General features: G+C 63.9%; 14 protein-coding genes. 9 read left to right on the top strand and 5 right to left on the bottom strand.

Annotation, left to right across the window (positions count from 1 at the left end; all coding sequences use genetic code 11):
• Positions 1-9 precede the first annotated feature (9 nt).
• The 3 genes from BLT40_RS13035 to BLT40_RS13025 are packed head-to-tail and all read left to right on the top strand — an operon-like array spanning position 10 to position 5,140.
• Positions 10-2,250, top strand: coding sequence for an ATP-binding protein (locus BLT40_RS13035; protein WP_090353713.1), 2,241 nt, complete (start codon positions 10-12; stop codon positions 2,248-2,250).
• Entirely contained in the window at positions 2,247-2,717 is a 471-nt protein-coding gene (locus BLT40_RS13030; RefSeq protein WP_090353709.1) for a response regulator, read from the top strand. The genes BLT40_RS13035 and BLT40_RS13030 overlap by 4 nt, the downstream gene beginning before the upstream one ends.
• The gene (locus BLT40_RS13025) at positions 2,714-5,140 is read left to right on the top strand and encodes a response regulator (protein ID WP_079521630.1); all 2,427 of its coding nucleotides are present in this window, start codon (positions 2,714-2,716) and stop codon (positions 5,138-5,140) included. Before BLT40_RS13030 ends, BLT40_RS13025 begins: the two co-directional genes overlap by 4 nt.
• A gap of 19 nt (positions 5,141-5,159) precedes the next feature.
• Here BLT40_RS13025 and BLT40_RS13020 read toward each other — a convergent pair whose 3' ends face one another.
• A complete protein-coding gene (locus tag BLT40_RS13020; protein WP_217699766.1) occupies positions 5,160-5,699 on the bottom strand; it encodes a hypothetical protein in 540 nt (179 codons plus the stop codon).
• Between the two features lie 108 nt (positions 5,700-5,807).
• On the opposite strand from BLT40_RS13020, the gene BLT40_RS13015 reads away from it, so the two are divergent.
• The gene (locus BLT40_RS13015) at positions 5,808-6,389 is read left to right on the top strand and encodes a TetR/AcrR family transcriptional regulator (RefSeq protein WP_036116739.1); all 582 of its coding nucleotides are present in this window, start codon (positions 5,808-5,810) and stop codon (positions 6,387-6,389) included.
• Between the two features lie 2 nt (positions 6,390-6,391).
• Here BLT40_RS13015 and BLT40_RS13010 read toward each other — a convergent pair whose 3' ends face one another.
• Both BLT40_RS13010 and BLT40_RS13005 read right to left on the bottom strand, forming a co-directional pair.
• Positions 6,392-7,018 (bottom strand): TetR/AcrR family transcriptional regulator, encoded by a 627-nt coding sequence (locus BLT40_RS13010; protein WP_217699765.1) that lies wholly within the window; start codon positions 7,016-7,018, stop codon positions 6,392-6,394.
• Positions 7,019-7,132: 114 nt separating this feature from the next.
• On the bottom strand, positions 7,133-9,505 hold the full coding sequence (locus BLT40_RS13005) for a DNA polymerase II (RefSeq protein ID WP_218124557.1): 2,373 nt from the start codon (positions 9,503-9,505) through the stop codon (positions 7,133-7,135).
• Positions 9,506-9,554: 49 nt separating this feature from the next.
• Between BLT40_RS13005 and BLT40_RS13000 the strand changes: the two genes are divergently transcribed.
• From BLT40_RS13000 to BLT40_RS12980, 5 genes are all read left to right on the top strand, one after another.
• Positions 9,555-10,595, top strand: coding sequence for an alpha/beta hydrolase (locus tag BLT40_RS13000; RefSeq protein ID WP_090353703.1), 1,041 nt, complete (start codon positions 9,555-9,557; stop codon positions 10,593-10,595).
• A gap of 165 nt (positions 10,596-10,760) precedes the next feature.
• On the top strand, positions 10,761-11,606 hold the full coding sequence (locus BLT40_RS12995) for an SAM-dependent methyltransferase (protein WP_052191050.1): 846 nt from the start codon (positions 10,761-10,763) through the stop codon (positions 11,604-11,606).
• A 108-nt stretch (positions 11,607-11,714) separates the two neighbouring features.
• Entirely contained in the window at positions 11,715-12,056 is a 342-nt protein-coding gene (locus BLT40_RS12990) for a hypothetical protein (protein WP_090353700.1), read from the top strand.
• Positions 12,057-12,155: 99 nt separating this feature from the next.
• Entirely contained in the window at positions 12,156-13,898 is a 1,743-nt protein-coding gene (locus BLT40_RS12985) for a GGDEF domain-containing protein (protein ID WP_176809172.1), read from the top strand.
• Positions 13,895-15,652, top strand: coding sequence for a tetratricopeptide repeat-containing diguanylate cyclase (locus tag BLT40_RS12980; RefSeq protein ID WP_090353693.1), 1,758 nt, complete (start codon positions 13,895-13,897; stop codon positions 15,650-15,652). The genes BLT40_RS12985 and BLT40_RS12980 overlap by 4 nt, the downstream gene beginning before the upstream one ends.
• Before the next feature lie 13 nt (positions 15,653-15,665).
• On the opposite strand, the gene BLT40_RS12975 is transcribed toward BLT40_RS12980, so the two are convergent.
• Together BLT40_RS12975 and paoC are read right to left on the bottom strand one after the other, a co-directional pair.
• Positions 15,666-16,445, bottom strand: coding sequence for a YkgJ family cysteine cluster protein (locus tag BLT40_RS12975; protein ID WP_218124556.1), 780 nt, complete (start codon positions 16,443-16,445; stop codon positions 15,666-15,668).
• Between the two features lie 7 nt (positions 16,446-16,452).
• A complete protein-coding gene (paoC, locus tag BLT40_RS12970) occupies positions 16,453-18,651 on the bottom strand; it encodes an aldehyde oxidoreductase molybdenum-binding subunit PaoC (RefSeq protein WP_090353689.1) in 2,199 nt (732 codons plus the stop codon).
• Position 18,652: the final 1 nt, after the last annotated feature.

Below are 18,652 nucleotides of genomic sequence, written 5' to 3'. Positions count from 1 at the left end.
GGAGTTTTTATGCAATCGCAAATCGCGACCGCACCGGCGCTGGACTTGTCCAACTGTGCTGACGAACCGATTCGCACCCCCGGCGCCGTGCAGCCGTACGGCGTCGTGTTGGTCGTCGACCCCGAAACGCTGACGGTCAGTGAGTCTGCCGTCGCTGACGCCCGCATCGTCGAGGCGTTCGGCGAGCCGCTGGGCGCGGCGCTGGACAGCGTGTTGGGTGGCCACCTTTCCGGGTGGTCGGAGTCGATCACCGCACTGGAGGTCGGCACGTCGAGCTATCTGGGCATGGTGACCCTGGGCAGCCACGGACAGCATCACGCTCTCGCGCATCGCACCGATGCCGATCTGCTGATCGTCGAACTCGAGCAGTCAGTGCCGGGCGAGTCCGGCTCGCTCGAGGCGCTGTATCCCGTGATCCGCCGTTTCATGAGTGAGATCGAGCAGGCCTCCAGCGTCGGTAAGCTTTGCGAACTGGGTGCGCAATACGTGCGCCAGCTGACGCATTTCGATCGCACGCTCGTTTACCGCTTCGACGAGGAATGGAACGGGTCGGTCATCGCCGAGGACCGCAACGACGTACTGCCGTCCTATATGGACCTGCGCTTCCCGGAATCGGATATCCCGGCACAGGCCCGGGAGCTTTACCGGCGCAACCGCGTCCGCCTGATCCCGGACAACAACTACCGGAGCATCCCGCTCGTTCGCGCGCCACCGTATCGGGCGGCGCCACCCACGGACCTCAGCCCGTGCGTGCTCCGCAGTGTTTCTCCCATGCACCTGGAATACATGCGCAACATGGGCACGGGTGCCTCCATGTCCATATCGCTGCTGCACGACAGCCACCTGTGGGGCCTGATCTCCTGCCACAACGAGGCCACGAAGCGTGTTCCGTACCACGTCCGTACCGCTTGCGAGCTGATCGGGCAGATCCTTTCGCTCCAGATCGCCGAGAAGGAACGCGTCGGCAACGTCGAGGAGCGCGCCACGCGTCGCGCCGCACAGATGCATCTGTTGGGTCGCATGTCGGGCGAACAGGACTTCATCCTTGCGCTCAAGCGCGACCAGACGAGTTTCCTCGCCATGACCGGCGCGTCCGGCGCCGCCATCGTGCAGAACGACGAATGCATCCTCATGGGCGAATGCCCCACCGACGAGGAAGTACGCGCCCTGATTCCCTGGCTCACCGAGCGCAGGGGCAACGACGATGTCTTCAGCACGGACCGTCTGCCTGCCGAATGGCCGGCGGCCGAAGCGTATGCCGAGCGCGCCAGCGGCGTGCTGGCGATTACCATCTCGCAGTTGCACGACAGTTATCTGATCTGGTTCCGGCCGGAGGTCATCCGGACGGTACGCTGGGGCGGCGAGCCACGCAAAGTCATTTCTGGCGAGAAGATTTCGCCGCGACTGTCGTTTGAAGCATGGAAAGAGACGGTACGACTTCGTTCGCTGCCGTGGACCGATGTCGATCGCGACGCGGCCATGGATCTGCGCGTCGCCATCGTCGACATCGTGCTGCGCAAAGCCGAGGAAATGGCGCTCCTCAACGAGAAGCTCACACGCAGCAACAAAGAGCTGGAAGCCTTCTCGTATTCGGTGAGCCACGATCTGCGGGCACCCTTCCGTCATATCGTCGGGTACTCGGAGTTGCTGGCCTCGGCCGCGAACGACCGGCTCGACGACACGGAGCGACGCTTCCTCGACACCATCGTGGATTCCGCCAAATCGGCGGGCCGGCTGGTTGACGATCTGCTGAGCTTCTCGCAGCTGGGCCGTTCGACCATGGGCACCATGACGATCAACATGGGCACTCTGGTCGAGGACGTCCGGCAGCGTCTTGAGATGGAGGCGCTCGGCCGCAACATCCGATGGACCATCGCGACGCTGCCATCGGTCAAGGCCGACCCGGCCATGCTGCGACTGGTATGGCAGAACCTCATCTCCAATGCCCTTAAGTTCACTCGGGACAGTCCCGAGCCAGCCATCGAAGTGGGCCACGAGCGTGGCGACGAGGAATCGATCTTTTTCGTCCGCGACAATGGTTGCGGATTCGACATGCGCTACGTCGACAAACTTTTCGGCGTCTTTCAGCGTCTGCACCACGTAGAAGAGTACGAAGGAACAGGCATCGGTCTGGCGCACGTGCGCCGGATCGTCAGCCGCCATGGAGGCAGGACCTGGGCGGAGAGCATTCTCGGCCAGGGAGCGACCATTTATTTTTCCATTCCCGACTCAGTAAGAGGCCATTCGTGAGGGATCTCAGACCCATTCTTCTCGTTGAAGACAGCCCCAAGGACGCGGAGCTCACCCTGGCCGCCTTGTCCCGCTGCCAGCTGCTCAACGAAGTCACTCATGTGCGCGACGGTGTCGAAGCGCTCGAATACCTCCGCAGCGAAGGCAAGTATGTGGACGCCGCCCACGGCGGTCCCGTCGTCGTTCTTCTCGATCTGAAGCTGCCCAAGCTCACCGGCCTGGAAGTCCTCGAGGAGGTGCGTCGCGATCCCAAGCTGAGCAGCACGCCGATCGTGATGCTTACCTCGTCGCGCGAGGAACAGGACCTGGTGGCCAGCTACAAGCTGGGCGTAAACGCTTTCGTCGTAAAGCCGGTGGACTTCAAGGAATTCTTCGAGGCCATTCAGGGACTCGGCATGTTCTGGGGCATCACCAACCAGCCGCCGCCGCCCATCCGTCCCATTCTCCCCTCGAGCCGCGACGCATGATCGAAGCGGTACCCGGCACGCCGATACGTATCCTGCTGCTGGAAGACAGCGCGCTCGATGCGGAACTGATCACGGCCCAGCTGCGCCTCGCCAGGCTCAGCGTCGCCATCCACAGGGTGTGGACGCGCGACACGTTCCTTGCGGCGCTGTTCGAACGTCGCTTCGATGTCATCCTGTCGGATCACCTGTTGCCCGGCTTCGATGGAGACAGCGCGCTCGTGCTGGCGCGTGAACACGCGCCCGAGCTGCCCTTCATCTTTGTGTCCGGCACCCTGACCGAGGAACTCGCAGTTCAGGCACTGAAGCGCGGCGCCCGCGACTACGTGGTGAAGCAACGGCTCCAGCGATTGCCCGATGCCATCCTGCGCGGGCTTCGCGAAAACGAAGAGCTGAACAAGCTTCGCCTCGCGGAGGAAAACCTGCGACTGAGCCAGGAGCGCCTGCAGTCGATCGCCGATGCGCTTCCCGCCCTGATCGGACACCTCGATGCCGGACATCGCTACTTGTTCGCCAATGATGCGCACAGGCACTGGGTAGGCCTCGCGCCTGACCGGCTGGTCGGCATGCATGCCGGCGACGTCTTCGGAAGAGACTGGTTCGCCGGCGCCGAGCCGTTCCTCGTACGCGCCATCGCAGGCGAACGCACCACCTTCGAGATCGAGCTGCCCGGACACGCCGGTGACGCGGCCCGGCACGCCCAGATCGACTGCGTGGCCGAAATCGCATCCGACGGCACGATTGCCGGCTATTACATGCTCGCGCGCGATATCAGTGAGCTCAAGCGTGCCGAGCTCGCGCTCAAGGAAACCAACGGCTCGCTCGAGCGCCAGGTGATCGATCACTCCGTGGCCTTGCAGGGCAGTGAGAGCCGGCTGGAGGCCATCTTCGAGTCCAGCTTTCAGCTGCAGATCCTGCTTGCGCCCGACGGCACGATCATCGATGCGAATGTCGCCTCGCTCGCCGCGGTACTGCTGGAAAAGCGCGAAGTGCGCGGCCAGCGGCTGAGCGAGTCCGCCTGGTTCGCGTCGACACCCGGGTCGGCAAGCGTCGTGGAGACGGCCATTGCCGGCGCCGCGGACGGCAGATCGTCGCGTCAGGAGTTCGAGCTGCAACTGGCGACCGGCTTGCGCAGTTTCGAGTTCTCCTTCCGTCCACTACGCGACCCCGCGGGCGCGATTACCGCCATGGTGGCCGAGGCTGTGGAAACCACCGCGCGCCGCGAGGCCGAGCGCGCACTGCAGCAGGCTCAGAAGATCGAGGCCATCGGCCAGCTCACCGGTGGCATTGCTCACGACTTCAACAACATCCTGACGATCATCACGGGCAACATCGAAGTCGTGAAGATGCTCCTGGACCGGCCGGACTCGGCGGAGAAATCCGGGCGGGCGCTGGATAATGCGCTGAAGGGCGTATCCAACGCGGCAAGCCTCACACAGAGGCTGCTGGCCTTCGCTCGCAGGCAACCGCTGATCGCTCAGCCCGTCGACTGCCGGGCCCAGGTGCTCGGCATGGGCGACATGCTGCGGCGTGCGCTCGGCGAACTGGTCCAGCTGAAGATCGTTGCGCCGGAGGTGTGGTCCGTGGAACTCGACCCGGCCCAGTTCGAGGCGTCACTGCTGAATCTCGCCGTCAACGCCAGGGATGCGATGCCGTCGGGCGGCGCGCTTACCATCGAACTCGGCAACGCGCATCTGGGCGAAGGCGATACGGCCCGTCTTCCCGGTCTCGATCCGGGCCAATACGTCATGTTGCGCGTCAAGGACACGGGCGAAGGCATGTCCGCCGAGACCATGGCCCGCGTGTTCGAGCCGTTCTTCACCACCAAGGAAGTCGGCAAGGGGACGGGGCTGGGCTTGTCGATGGTGTACGGCTTCGTCCAGCAGTCGGGCGGGCAGGTGCTCCTCGAATCGACGGTCGGCGTCGGCACCGTGATCACGCTGATCTTCCCGCGTTCGATGAGCGCACTGCCGGTCTCGCACGATAGCGGCACCGGCAGCGACGAACACGAGAAGCGGGAGGCGACCATCCTGGTGTCCGAAGACAACGACGATGTCCGTGCCTATGTCGTCGAGGTGCTGAGGGACATCGGGTATCGCGTGCTCGAAGCGCACGACGGCGAGTCGGCGATCAGGCTCCTCGAACGCCCCGACGTCGCCGTGGACCTGCTGCTCTCCGACGTCGTCATGCCCGGGATGTCGGGATGGGAACTGGCGCAGCGGGCCCGGCGCATCAAGAGCGGACTGAAGGTGCTCTTCATGTCGGGCTACCCGCGAAACCTCGCCGCGAACGAAGACACGGTCAGGGACGCGGGTATTCTCGCCAAACCGTTCACGCGTTCCGATCTGGCGCATGCGGTAGGTCTCGCTGTCGACGGTGCGCAGGAAAAGGATTCACGGCGATCCCAGCAGAGGGACGCGCGCTGACGAGCGCGCGCCCTGCGCCTTATGCGACGGTGACCGGCCGTGGCGATTTCCTGAACGTCAGCCACAGCGCCGACAGCAGGAAGTAAAAACCGCCGAAGGCGGCGTACGGAGCGATCTGCGCCACGGACGGCGCGTTGTCGAAGGCCTTGAACACGAAGTGCACGCCCGCGAGTGCCGACTGGGCGCCGCTGATCATCATGAAGGCCTGGCCGCCCAGCTTGCGGCGACGGATACCCACGGCCAGCTGAAACAGGCCGGCAAGCAGTGCCCACATGCCAAAGACCAGCACGCCACCTTCGTTGCCGCGCAACGTGAAGGCAACGGCCATGGCGACCGCCGTAATGATGCTGGTCAGCGCATTGAAGCGCTGGCCCGGATTGGCCGCGAGCCCGCCACTGCGGCGCGCGTCGATGACATTCGCGATCGCGTCCCACGCCGGATAGATGACCAGCAGAGTGCCGGCGACCAGGGGAGGCGCCTTGGCGGCGGCAAAAACGATGGCGACCCAGGCAAAAGCCACGATGGCGCGGAGATAGTAAAAATTGCGAAGCGTATTCACGGGGAAGTCCATGGCGGGAGAGTCGCCACCCTACTAGTAGGATGGCTGGCCGTCAATGTGCCATGCCTGGACCAGCGCGCGCTACCTACCAGCTGGTAGACTTACCCGATGACTACGCAGCAGAAACTCGTCGATTCCGCGCGCCAGCTGATCCAGATGCGGGGCTACAACGGCTTCAGCTACGCGGACGTGGCCGAACAGGTGCAGGTGAAGAAGGCCAGCATCCACCACCATTTCCCGTCCAAGTCCGATCTGGCGAAAGCCGTGGTCGAGCGGTCGCGCGGCATCATCGCCGAGCAGACCCGGTCGCTCGCCGCCGGGGCGTTCGATCCGGAAGAACAACTGGCGATGTACACCGGTTACTGGGAGAAGTGCATCGCCGATGCATCGGCGCCCTTCTGCGTGGCGGGCATGCTCGCCACCGAGCTGCCGACGCTGCCGGGCGATCTCGCCGACGCCGTACGCGCGCACTTCCGCGACCTGTCGAACTGGCTCGAGACGCTGTTGACCCGCGGCGCGCAGATGGGGCGCTTCACGCTCCAGGGATCGGCTCGCCTGGAGGCCGAGTCGTTCATGTCGCTCGTCTACGGAGCGATGCTCACGGCCCGCGCGTACGGCGAGCCGAAGGTGTTCGCGGATATCGTCGACAACGGTCTCAGAAAGCTGCTGTTGCCCGAGGCGGGGCGATAGCTCTACCCGAACGGCGTTCCCGCCATGGCCGCCTTGACACCGAGCGTGCCCTGATCGATCAGCGCGAGAAAGGTGGCTGCCGCCCTCGCCGCATCCTGATCGCGACGGTACCGGCGGTGTGACTGGATGAGTGCGACGGACCACGTCGCCAGCAGCATGTCCGCCGCCAGGTGCGCGTCGGCGTCGTCCGCTTCCCGTCCGGCTCCCTCGGCCATGACCACCGCGATGAGCTGAGCGACCTCGTCGCGCAGGGCACGCACGCGAGCCTTCAGCGTTTCGCTGGCTTCGATCGTCTCCACCGAACGCTGGCCGCCGGGCGTAAAACGGATATACGGACTGCCTTCGGCGACCAGGTGATGAGCGAGCCTCCGCAACGCCTCGCCCGGGCTGACGCCAGGAGCGCGCTCGCGGAGAATGGTGCGAAGGAGTTCACGGGCCTGTTCGTCGTGATCGAAAAACATGTCCTCCTTGCGTGGGAAGTGATTGAACACCGTCATGCGGCCGACTTCGGCACCGGCGGCGATCTCTTCCACCGTGACGTGGTCGAAGCCCCGCTCGAGAAAGAGGCGGTTGGCAACGCGGGAAATGGTGTTCCGGATGACGAGCCGTCGGCGAGCACGGAGGTCCATGGTCGCGGAATCATTGGACGTAGACATAAGATATGGATATCACAAAATATGTACTAAGTACATAATGTTACGAAACCTTTCAGCGCGCCTTCCGGCGAGCGGCGCGGCCGGCGGCTAAAACAACTCGCTCTGCTGCGACACCAGCACGTCGAACCGGCCACCTACCTGCGGAAGGATCGCGTCGGCGATCGGCCTCAGCTGATGCTCGAGGTAGTGCTCGTAGTCGATGGAAGAGCGCCTCAATTCTACCGGCTCGGGACCGTTGAGCGTCATGACGTAACGGATCCAGCCACCGTTCTGGTATTGCTGCTGGCGACCTGTCCGCGCGTTGTACTCGTCGGCCATACGTGCCGCACGAACCTGCGGGGGCGTCGTGCGATCGTACGAATCGAGTTTTCCGCGAAGCCGCTTGCGGTAGATGAGTTGACCGTCTAGCCGTCCTTCCCGCATGTCGCGAACGTAAGACTTGATGAAATCGTCGTACGGCTCGCCGCGGAAGATCCTGCCGAACAGATCCTGCTGAAAACGCTTCGCCAGCGGGGTCCAGTCGCTGCGAACGGTTTCAAGACCGCGGAAGACGAGCTCCTCCCTTCCGTCGTCATCGACGACCAGCCCGGCGTACCGCTTCTTGCTGCCCATCTCGCTGTTGCGGATGGTCGGCATGAAAAACCGCTGGTAGTGCGTGTCGAACTCGATCTCGAGGAACGAGTCGATGTCGACATCCGCTTTCAGCTTCGCGGCCCACGCGGCATTGATGCGTGACACCAGCCCATCGGCGATGGCTTGTGCCTCTGCTTCACCGTATCGGCGCCCCAGCCAGATGAAGATGGAATCGGTGTCACCATAGATCGCCTCGTAACCCTCGGCTTCGACCCATGCGCGCGTCTGCCGCATGATTTCGTGCCCACGCAGTGTGATCGCGGATATCAGCCGGGGATCGAAGAAGCGTGCGTCCGGCGAACCCAGCACGCCGGTGAACGCATTCATCAGCAGCTTGAATGCCTGGGATAACGGCGTGTTGCCATCCCGCTTCGCCTTGTCCCTACCCGTCCACAACTGAGCGATCAAGCCCGGCAAGCAATGCGTCGTCCGCGAAAAGCGGGTATCGAGCGGACCGGGAATCGAGGCCGCCGGGTCGGTCGTCAACATGCCCTCGACGAGGCCGATAGGATCGACCAGGAACGTCCGGATGATCGACGGATAGAGACTTTTATAGTCCAGCACCAGGATCGAATCGTAGATGCCGGGACGGCTGTCCATCACGAAACCACCCGGATAGGACTCACCGGTGGGCCTGCCCATCCGCGGCGCCACGTAACCCTCGCGGTGCATGCGCGGCAGGTACAGGTACGTGAAGGCGGCGATCGAGCCACCCGAACGATCCACCTGCAGGCCAGTGACGTTGGCGCGCTCGAGAAGGAAGTCCATCAGGCGGGTCTTTTCGAAAATGCGCGTGACGAGTTCGCAGTCGTGCAGGTTGTAGCGGGCCAGTGCCACTTTGTCCTCATGGAACCTGCGCTCGATCTCCGCCATGCGACTGTACGGATCGTCGATGTCCTTGCCCTCGCCGAGCAGCTCCTGCGACACGGCCTCCAGGCTGAATGACGCAAAGCTCCATGAGCCCGACCGCAAGGCTTCGATGCCATCGATGGGAACACGTCCGGGAATGGATGCGAAGACGTAGTTGTCGCGCCTGCGATGGTCACGCCAGTCGATCGGGGTGCCACCCCTGCCGAGCGTCAGCACGAGTCCGGAGCGGTCAGCACATGCCTGCAGCAGGCGCAGGTCGAACTGGATCAGGTTCCATCCGATGATGACGTCGGGGTCGTAGTGCCGGAACCAGTTGTTCAGTGCGGTGATGAGCTGCGACCGGTCATCGACATACACCAGGTCGAAATCATCGGGCGCGGCATCGCCGTCCTGCGGACGGCCGAGCATGTAGACCTGCCGCTGGCCGCAGCCTTCCAGCGCGATGGAATAGACCTCGCCTTCGGCGCTGGTCTCGATATCCAGCGACACCCATTTCAACGTGGGACGGTATGTGTCGCCGGGGCGAAGACGCGGATTGACGAGCGTCGCCGCCTCGCCGTCTTCCGCCTCGATCGTCACCGCCGCGGTGATGAAGCGCTCCATCAGGTAGCGATCGTCCGGACGGATATCCGCTTCGTGCAGCGCGATGCCCCGCTCGGCGAGCTGCTTCTCCAGCGCGAGCATCGTCCGGTAGCCTCGGACGTAGACGCCGAGTACGGGATCCTGGCCGAAGGTTTTCAGCGGGAGGGGTGTCAGTTCCACCGATGCATCATTGCGCGCGACCGCTTCGATAGCGTCACGGGCTGACGCCGCCACGAAAGCGACGCTGCGTTGTCCGGTGATGACGATGCGACGCGCACCGGCCTCGGTGGCGACCCACAGTTCGATCTCGCTGCCGTCCTTGGTGTCACGCCAGTTGCGGGTGAGGATGTAGCCGTTCTGGAGGGGCGTGGTCACCGGAATAGTGTAGCGGTAGCATTTGCGGTTTCGGAAACGGAGTTGGTGCATGACCGACGGCGTAAAACTCCCGGAGCGGGTGGTGCCTTTCCCCCGGTCGATCAGCGAAGAGGCCCAGGCGGCGCTGCGGCGGCTGGTCGATGCACAGGGCGTGCCGGTGAATTCGCTGCACGTGATGCCAGCGCCTGAGGATCGCGATGCCTGGATGCAGGTCAAGGCGGCCGTCGACCGGCAATATGCGGCGGGTATGAAAGGTCTCGCCGGCACGCTCAAGGCCAGCGTCGAGACCCGTATCGTCGGCGATGCCACCGTACACGTAGCCACACCGGAAGACATGGCTTCCGCCGAGCGTGCCTATATCGACCTGCACGGCGGCGCCCTGGTATTCGGTGGCGGAGAGGCGTGCCGCGTCGGCGCGCAGATGCAGGCCGTCTTGCACCGTGTGCGCTGCTACGGAGTGGACTACCGCATGCCTCCGGAGCATCCCTATCCTGCCGCGCTGGACGACTGCATGGCGATCTATCGCCATGTGCTGGAGGAATACGCGCCCGACAACATCGTTATCGGTGGCCGCTCGGCGGGCGGCAATCTTGCCGCCGCCATGGTGCTCCGGGCGCGAGACGAAGGATTGCCGCTGCCGGCTGGCGTCGTGCTGCTGTCGCCCGAGCTGGACCTCACCGAGTCGGGTGACAGCTTCGAGGTCAATCGCCTTGTCGACGTGGTACTGGCGGGGTCGCTGATGCCGAACAACCTGCTGTATGCCGGTGGCGCCGATCTGAGTCACCCTTACCTGTCGCCACTGTTCGGTGATTTCAGCCAGGGATTTCCTCCGGTATTTCTGCAGAGCGGGACGCGCGATCTGTTCCTGTCGACCGCGGTGCGTATGCATCGACTGTTGCGCCGTGCCAACGTGCCTGTGGAGTTGCATGTGTTCGAGGCTATGCCCCATGGGGGATTCATGGGGGCGCCGGAGGACCGGGAGCTGGCTGGGGAGGTTGCGCGGTTTGTTCGCGAACGCTGGCTCTCGCCCCAGAGTCGGCCAGCATCTGGCGGCATCCACCTGTCGCCCAAGGGAGCTCCACTTAAGTAAATGATTCGAAATGGACTTCTTTTCTGACCCGGAAGGTTCCTGCGAAAGGTACGGGACCGAAACCGAGTAAAGCCGCTGGATCGAGCGTTGCGCCGAGATCGAGGTTCGTCAAATTGCGCGATTTCACATCACGCCTCCTGCCGAAATTTCGCCTACTATCACGCCATGAACACATCCCTGACGACACCGACCGAAAAGCGCCGCGGCAGCATCGCCTGCGTCGGCATGGGTATCACGCTGGGCTCGCATCTGACGCCGCTGTCGCGGAGTCATATCGAGCAGGCGGACGTGGTGTTTGCGGCCCTCGCCGACAACGTGACGGAGCTCTGGCTGCAACGTATGCATCCGGATGTGCGCAGCCTTCAGAAGTACTATTCCGCCGGCAAATCGCGCATGAAGACCTACCGGGAGTGGGTCGAACTCATGATCGCCGAAGTTCGGGCCGGCAAGCGCGTCTGCGCCGTCTTCTATGGTCACCCTGGCATCTTCGCCTGGTCCCCTCATAAGGTCATCCAGCTCGCACGCGCCGAAGGTTACGAAGCCCACATGGAGGCCGGGGTGTCAGCGGAAGACTGTCTCTATGCGGACCTGGGGATCGATCCCGGAAGCCTGGGATGCCAGCATATAGAGGCCAGCCAGATGCTGTTCTACGAACGAACGCTGGACACCACCGGCCACGTGATTCTCTGGCAGCTTGGCGTGCTGGGAGACCGGTCGCTGGGGCGTTTCACCACACCGCGCCCTTACCGCGAACTCCTCGTCGAACGCCTGCTGCGTGACTACCCTGCCGACCACCAGGTCATCGTCTATCGTGCGGCGACACTTCCGGTCGAGGCGACGCGTATCGAGAGGGTTTCCCTGGTCGACTTTCCGAATGTCGAACTGACGGGGCAGGAAACACTGGTACTACCGCCGACAGGACCGCTGAAGAGGAATGTCGCCATGCGGGCTCGCCTGGATGCCCTCGATGCCGTGCACGCCGCGGATCTGGAAATAGCTGCGTCGGTGTAGTGCGCTAAAGAAAGCGCCAGAGCCGCCGATATCGCGCCTGGCATTGGAAAGAAAGCGTCACCGGCGCGCCTGCTCAGGTCGCCGCGGAGTTGAAGACAGGGGGAAAATATGCACGATACGATCGATTTGCTCGAGGCCATCGGCAGCAATGCCGCGCTCCGGCATGCCTCACCGGAGGAGCTGGCATCACTGCTCGAAGAGAACGATGCTTCGCAGGGCTTGCGCGACTTCAGTGTGTCAGGCGATGACACCGCCCTGACGAAAGAGCTGGGCCTGACCAAGATGCACGGCGAGCACCACAGTCAGACGGGCGCTCACGAAGGCGACGACGACGACGACGATCACGATCACGATCACGATCATCACGATGACGAAGATGATGACGATGGTGATGAAGGTGACAGCGACGATTCACCCGATCAGCCGAACGATCCCGACAAACCGCGCTGAACCGTCGCCGGCATGGCAACCACGTGCTCACAGCGCCTGCTTTCCTGGCTACTCTCGGCAGGATTCATACTGTGCGTGCTGGCCATGCCGGCGGCTTCCATGCCGGTCGTCGCTGACGAAACCGGCATCGACCAGCTTGAGCGGGTGGATGCCATACGGACGTCGGATCACGCCAGCTTCGTCGAGGCGCTGGCACGCCTGCACAGGAACGAGGCTCGCCTGAGTTCCCGCGACAAGTGGTATCTGCGTTTTCTGGACGGGTGGGAGATCAACTTCGCAGGACGCTACCCGGAGGCCGAGTTGGTTCTTCGAGATGTCATCGAGCACTCTGCCGACGAGACGCTGGAAACACGCGCCACCGCGTTACTGATGAACAACCTCAGTCAGCAAGGTAAGTACGCCGAAAGCTACGCCCTGGCAACGCGTGCCGCCGAGACCCTTCCGCAGGTGCGAGATCCGCTCGCTCGCTTCGTTCTCCTTGCAAACCTGTCCGAGATGCTCACGTTTGCAGGTCAGCCGGAACTCGGCCTGAAGTACGCCGACATGATGGTGAGCGAAGTGCCGCCCGGCAATACGCCGTGCCAGGCTCTGGTCGAACGCGTTGCCGCGCTGGAAGGCAGCCGGTCGCTCAATTCCCGCAGTCCCGAGCTTCTGAAAACCATAGATATCTGCACGGCCGCGGGTCAACCCGTGTATGCGGATACGGTGTCTCTCATCCTGATCGACCGCCTTGTCGATGAGGGAAAGTTTCCGGAGGCGATGGCTGCCGTGGATCGCCTCACACCGACCATCAAGGCGACGCAATACTTCCCTCATGTCATGAGCGTGGCAACCCAGCGCGCCAGGATCTACTTCCAGCTAGGCAATTTCTCAGAAGCAGGAAAAGCTGCACTGGAAGCCGTGAACATGGGCCATCCCGGCGACGTCGATGACGCACTGAGGGGCGCGTACCGCGTTTTGTACCTGATCGAAAAGTCGAAGGGCCATTTCGCTGACGCATTGCGGTACTACGAACACTACGTATCTCAGGATCAGGGTTACCTTCGGGACGCGAGAGTGCGGAACGTCGCCTATGAGGCGGCACGCCAGCACTTCCTCACCGAAAAGCTCGAAACCGAAGGCCTCAGCAAGGAGAACCGCATCCTGCGTCTGCAACAGGACCTCGACGGTAAGGCGGTGGAGACCAGCCGTCTCTACATCGCCATGCTGGTGCTGGCGTTGCTTTCCATCGTCTTCTGGATGGTCCGCATCAAACGCTCTCAGCTGCGTTTCAAATGGCTGTCCGCCTGCGATGGCCTTACCGGCATCTTCCACCACCAGCACTTCATGACCGAGGCGGAGCGTGCACTGCGTACGCTGGAGAAGCGCCGGGGCCACGGCTGCCTTGTCTCGTTCGACCTCGACCACTTCAAGCAAGTCAACGACACTCACGGCCACGCCGTGGGCGATGCCGTACTTAAACATGCCGTGGCGATCACCAAGTCGCATCTCCGTCGCGCCGACATCTTCGGTCGTCTCGGCGGCGAAGAGTTCGGCATCCTGCTGGTGGATGCGCCTTGCCTGCAGGGCATGGTCATCGCCGAGCAGCTTCGCGCGGCGTTCGAGGTATCACCGCTGATCATCGACGATCTGGTGGTTCCGTTCTCGGCCAGCCTGGGCCTCGCCAGTACCGAGAGGATCGGCTACGACCTCTCGCCGCTGTGTCGCGCTTCCGATGCGGCGCTTTACCAGGCCAAGCGTGCCGGTCGCAATCGCCTTGTGATCCACGGCGATACGGGTGATGCAGGCACCCTTCCGCTGCCTCTTCCCTTCGGGCTGCCTGCTCGCCGCGGCACCGCATGACCGGTCGTTTGTGCTTTGTGCTGGTCGTTCTGCTGGCCTGTTCCGGCGTGGCTGTGGCCGCCGCCTCACCAGGTGACATCGACACGCGCATGATGCAGGCGGAGAAGCTTCGACTGAAGGATCACGCCCGCTTCGTGACGCTGCTGGAGAAGCTCCACCAAGATCTTCCGCAGATGGACCCGAAGCAGACGTGGCGACTGCGCTACAACGATGCTTGGGAAAGCATGTTCGAGGGGCACTATCCGGCCTCCGAAGCCGATTTCCGCGAGATCATCGCGCACTCGGGTGATGCCGCGCTTGTCGCCAAGTCGACGGCGTTGCTGATGGACAATCTCGCACTTCAGGCGCGTTATGCCGATGCCTATGTCGAGGCGAATCGTGCGACCGACATGCTCCCTCGCGTCACGGATCCGCAGGCACGCTTCACCCTGTTGTCGCATCTTTCGCAGACGCTCAATTTCGCCGGACAGCAGGACCTCGCGCTGAAATACGCCGAGATGATGGTACCCGCGACACCGCCCGGCGAATCGCCCTGCCCGGCCCTGTACATGAAGACCGCCGCGCTGGAGGGCCTCAAACGACTGACGTCGACGAGTCCCGAGCTCGCGGAAGCCATCGCCAGCTGTACGGCGAATGGTGAGCCGGTGATCGGAAACGCGGCCTCCCTCATCCTTGTCGACATGTACATCGCCGAGCGCGCGCCGACGGAGGCGATGGCCGTGCTCGACCGGATCGAACCGTCCATTCGGGCGAGCGGTTACTTTCCCGCGCTGGTGGCGATGACCAAGCATCGTGGCCAGGCGTACCAGCAGATGGGTAACCTCGCGGAGGCGCGAAGGTGGGCACTGCAAGCCGTCACCATGAGTCACCCTGGCGACTTCAACGAGTGGCTCAGGGATGCGTATCAGGTTCTCTACGAAGTGGAGAAGGCGTCCGGAAATGCCGCTGCGGCACTCCGGTACCACGAGCAATACGTCAGGCAGGAACAGAGCTTTCGCCACGATGTCAACGCACGGGCCATGGCCTATCAGGCGGCACGCCAGCGCGTGCTCGCACAGCGCATGCAGGCGGCGCAACTGATCGAGGAGAACGACATCCTGCGGCTGCAGGGCGAGCTGGACGAAAAGGCGCTGGAGATGAGCCGGCTGCATATCGGCCTGATGGTCATTGCGCTGTTGGCGCTCGGACTCTGGATGGTCAGGCTGAGGCGGTCGCAGCTTCGGTTCAAACGTCTGTCCGCCCATGATGGCCTGACAGGAATTTTCATCCAGCAGCACTTCATCGGCGAGATGGCGCGCATGCTCGGTAAGCTGAAGCGGCGACAGGCGACCGCCTGTTACGTCACGCTCGACCTCGATCACTTCAAGGTCGTCAACGATACCTACGGCCACACCGTGGGCGACGCGGCCCTGAAGCACGCCGTCGAGGTGTGCAAGGCGCAGCTTCGGCCGGCCGACCTGTTCGGGCGACTGGGCGGCGAGGAGTTTGGCATGGTGCTTCCCGCCACGTCACGCGAGCAGGGCCGAGCCGTCGCCGAGCGCATGCGATCCGCCGTCCACGGCAACCCTATGCCGACCGAGGACGGTTCGGTCGCGCTGGCCGCGAGCATCGGTGTCGCGTGTACCGATACCATCGGCTACGACGTGCAGCGCCTCTGCCGTGCGGCGGACACCGCGCTCTATCGTGCCAAGGGTGAGGGCAGAAACCGTGTCGTCGTCGACGGCGATTCCGAGCCAGACGACGGGTCGCCCTGAACGTATCGTGCCCTCAGACGAGGTCCGCGGCGAAGTATCCGAGATAGTCGAGCCCGGCGACCGCCATGCCGGCGGGTGACGCGTGCGATGCGCCAATTTCGACGAGCGCGTCATAGGTGGGCTGGCGATTCGTCACCAGCTGCCACGACCTGTCGTCGCCCGGAAAGCGATCGCCATCGGCACCGAGCGTCGCGTTGAGCGCAGCGAGCAGCGCCTCGCGCGACGGCGAATGAATCACCATGCCCTCATTGGACAAGGCCGCCGTCGCGCAACCGAGCATCGCGCACAGCTGCGGCTTGAGTGCCGCATCGTAGGCATCCGCATCGCGCGAACACACGATCGTCGATGCAAGGTCCGCATTGGCCCAGCGCCCGTCGTCCGCGATGATCGGCGTCTCGCCTTCCCAGGCCTCCGGTGGGCAGAGCTTGGCTCGAGGATCCAGCGCGATGAACGGATTCACCTCGGCGGGATAGATACGGCACGTCGCCGGCCGGCGGTCGTAGATACCGCAGCGCTTGTCCGGCAGCAGGTTGGGGCACGGCCCGTCGAACGACGCCATCAGCGTCACGATGACCCGGATCGGCAGGGAGCCGCTCATCGCCTCGAACGAACGTCGCCGTTTGTGCATGGCGGGCAGGTTGTCGTCGGACGGTTCCGACGGCCAGGGAATGGCTTCGCAAAAGAGCTGCACCTCGTGACCGTCGCGCAGCCAGCCGACGGCCTCCGCCAGGCTCAGTGGCAGGCGGAGGCCGTGGCAGCAGCGGCCACACATCGTGCAGTCGAACCGGACCATTGCTCAGTCAGGACATCGCAGGGAGACGGTCGAGGAGTTTATCCAGCGTGACGGGGTATTCACGAGTGCGTACGCCGGTGGCGTTGTGAACGGCGTTGGCGATCGCCGCCGCGACACCGCACAGACCCAGCTCGCCCACGCCCTTGGCCTTCATCGGTGACGAGATCGGATCGGCCTCGTCGAGGAAGACGACTTCCTGGTGCGGGATATCGGCATGCACCGGAACCTCGTAGCCCGCCAGATCGTGGTTGACGAAGAAGCCGAGGCGCTTGTCGACGACCAGCTCTTCCATCAACGCCGCGCCCACGCCCATGGTCATCGCACCGATCACCTGGCTGCGCGCGGATTTGGGGTTGAGGATGCGCCCGGCCGCGCAGACGGCGAGCATGCGCCGCATACGGATCTCACCCGTCGCGGCGTCGACACCCACCTCGACGAAGTGCGAGCCGAAGGTCGACTGCTGGTACTTCTTGGCGAGGTCGCCGTATTCCATGGTGTCTTCCGCGACCAGTTCGCCGTCGCGCGTGGCTTGTGCCAGCGGCAGCGTGCGTCCGCCGGACGCGACGTGGCCGTCTTCGAAGACGGCGGTGGCGGGGTCGAGACCCAGCTTTGCCGCGATAGCCTCACGGAGTTTGACGCAGGCCGCATACACGCCGGCCGTCGAGCTGTTCGCGCCCCACTGTCCGCCGGAACCGGACGATACGGGCAACGACGAGTCGCCAAGAACAACGTTCACGGCCTCCAGCGGAAGACCGAGCATCTCGGCCGCGGTCGCCGCGATGATCGTGTACGAGCCCGTGCCGATATCGGTCATGTCGGTTTCGACGGTGGCCCGGCCGTCCTTGCCCAGACGAACGCGCGCGCCGGACTTCATCACCAGATTGTTGCGGATGGCGGCGGCGACGCCCATGCCCACGATCCAGCGGCCGTCACGTACGCTGCCCGGGGTCTGGCTCCGTTTGCTCCAGCCGAACCGTTGGGCACCGTCGCGCAGGCACTTGACCAGCTGCCGCTGGGAGAACGGGCGCTCCGGATGCTCGGGGTCGACCTGGGTATCGTTGAGGATGCGGAACTCGACCGGATCCATCTTCAGCTTCTCGGCCATCTCGTCCATGGCGATCTCGAGGGCCATCAGCCCGGACGCCTCGCCCGGCGCGCGCATGGCGTTGCCCTCGGGAAGGTCGAGCACGGCAAGACGTGTCGCCGTCATGCGGTTGGCACCCGCGTAGAGGAGGCGCGTCTGCTGGACGGCCGTTTCGGGGCCACCACCGGGCAGGTCGCCCGACCAGCCTTCATGGGCGATGGCCTGGATCTTCCCCGCCGTGTCCGTGCCGATGCGAATACGCTGAATCGTCGCCGGGCGATGCGTGGTGTTGTTGAACATGACCGGACGCGGCAACGTGACCGCGACGGCACGCCGGGCCGCTCGCGCGCCCAGCGCGGCGAGCAGGGCGTCGGAACGGACGAACAGCTTGCCGCCGAAGCCACCGCCGATGTACGGGGAGATCAGACGCACGTTTTCCTTGGGGATGCCGAGCGTAAGCGCGACATCGCCCTTACCCCAGTTGATCATCTGGTTGGATGTCCACAGGGTGAGCTTATCGCCGTCCCACTTCGCGATGGAGGCATGGGGCTCCATCATCGCGTGCGCATGGTCGGGCGTGCGATAGGTCGCATCGAGCTTGACCGGCGACGCGGCGAACGCCCCGTCGAGATCGCCCCGCGAGGTGTCGGCGTCGGGATCGTCCGGTTTGATGGCACCGTCTTTCATCGCGGCCAGATCGAACTGTCCCGGCGTGCGCGCGTAATCGACATGCACTAGCGACGCGGCGGCGCGCGCCTGTTCGAAGGTCTCCGCGACCACGACGGCGATCGCCTGGTGGTAGTGCTGGATCTCCGGGCCACCCAGCAAGGTGGCCGTGTTGTATTTGCCCTTGCCAAGTTTTCCCGCGTCGGCCGCGGTGACGATGGCGAGCACGCCTGGCGCCCGTCGCGCGACGCTGGTGTCGATGTTGACGATGCGGCCGTGGGCGATCGCGGCGGGCACGATGTAACCGTAGGCGTGGTCCGGCGTGGCGGCATGCTGCTCGTAGGCGTAGGGTGCCGTGCCGGTCGTTTTCAACGGTCCGTCGATCCGGTCATGCGGCTGGCCGACGACCTTCATGCGATCGATCGGATTGGTCGTGGCGGGTTTATCGAATTTCATG

Origin of the sequence: Dyella sp. 333MFSha (genome assembly GCF_900102405.1) — a bacterium.
Classification (GTDB): Bacteria; Pseudomonadota; Gammaproteobacteria; order Xanthomonadales; family Rhodanobacteraceae; genus Luteibacter; species Luteibacter mycovicinus.
The sequence above is the reverse complement of the archived record's forward strand: the minus strand, read 5'-3'. Positions and strand labels throughout refer to the sequence as shown.

What these genes read in the sequence shown, in the direction of transcription:
- BLT40_RS12975 (WP_218124556.1), bottom strand. Translation starts at nt 16,445, where the DNA reads ATGGTCCGGTTCGACTGCACGATGTGTGGCCGCTGCTGCCACGGCCTC.
- BLT40_RS12995 (WP_052191050.1), top strand. Translation starts at nt 10,761, where the DNA reads ATGAACACATCCCTGACGACACCGACCGAAAAGCGCCGCGGCAGCATC.
- BLT40_RS13010 (WP_217699765.1), bottom strand. Translation starts at nt 7,018, where the DNA reads ATGGACCTCCGTGCTCGCCGACGGCTCGTCATCCGGAACACCATTTCC.
- paoC (WP_090353689.1), bottom strand. Translation starts at nt 18,651, where the DNA reads ATGAAATTCGATAAACCCGCCACGACCAATCCGATCGATCGCATGAAG.
- BLT40_RS13000 (WP_090353703.1), top strand. Translation starts at nt 9,555, where the DNA reads ATGACCGACGGCGTAAAACTCCCGGAGCGGGTGGTGCCTTTCCCCCGG.
- BLT40_RS13015 (WP_036116739.1), top strand. Translation starts at nt 5,808, where the DNA reads ATGACTACGCAGCAGAAACTCGTCGATTCCGCGCGCCAGCTGATCCAG.
- BLT40_RS13035 (WP_090353713.1), top strand. Translation starts at nt 10, where the DNA reads ATGCAATCGCAAATCGCGACCGCACCGGCGCTGGACTTGTCCAACTGT.
- BLT40_RS13025 (WP_079521630.1), top strand. Translation starts at nt 2,714, where the DNA reads ATGATCGAAGCGGTACCCGGCACGCCGATACGTATCCTGCTGCTGGAA.
- BLT40_RS12990 (WP_090353700.1), top strand. Translation starts at nt 11,715, where the DNA reads ATGCACGATACGATCGATTTGCTCGAGGCCATCGGCAGCAATGCCGCG.
- BLT40_RS12980 (WP_090353693.1), top strand. Translation starts at nt 13,895, where the DNA reads ATGACCGGTCGTTTGTGCTTTGTGCTGGTCGTTCTGCTGGCCTGTTCC.
- BLT40_RS12985 (WP_176809172.1), top strand. Translation starts at nt 12,156, where the DNA reads ATGCCGGTCGTCGCTGACGAAACCGGCATCGACCAGCTTGAGCGGGTG.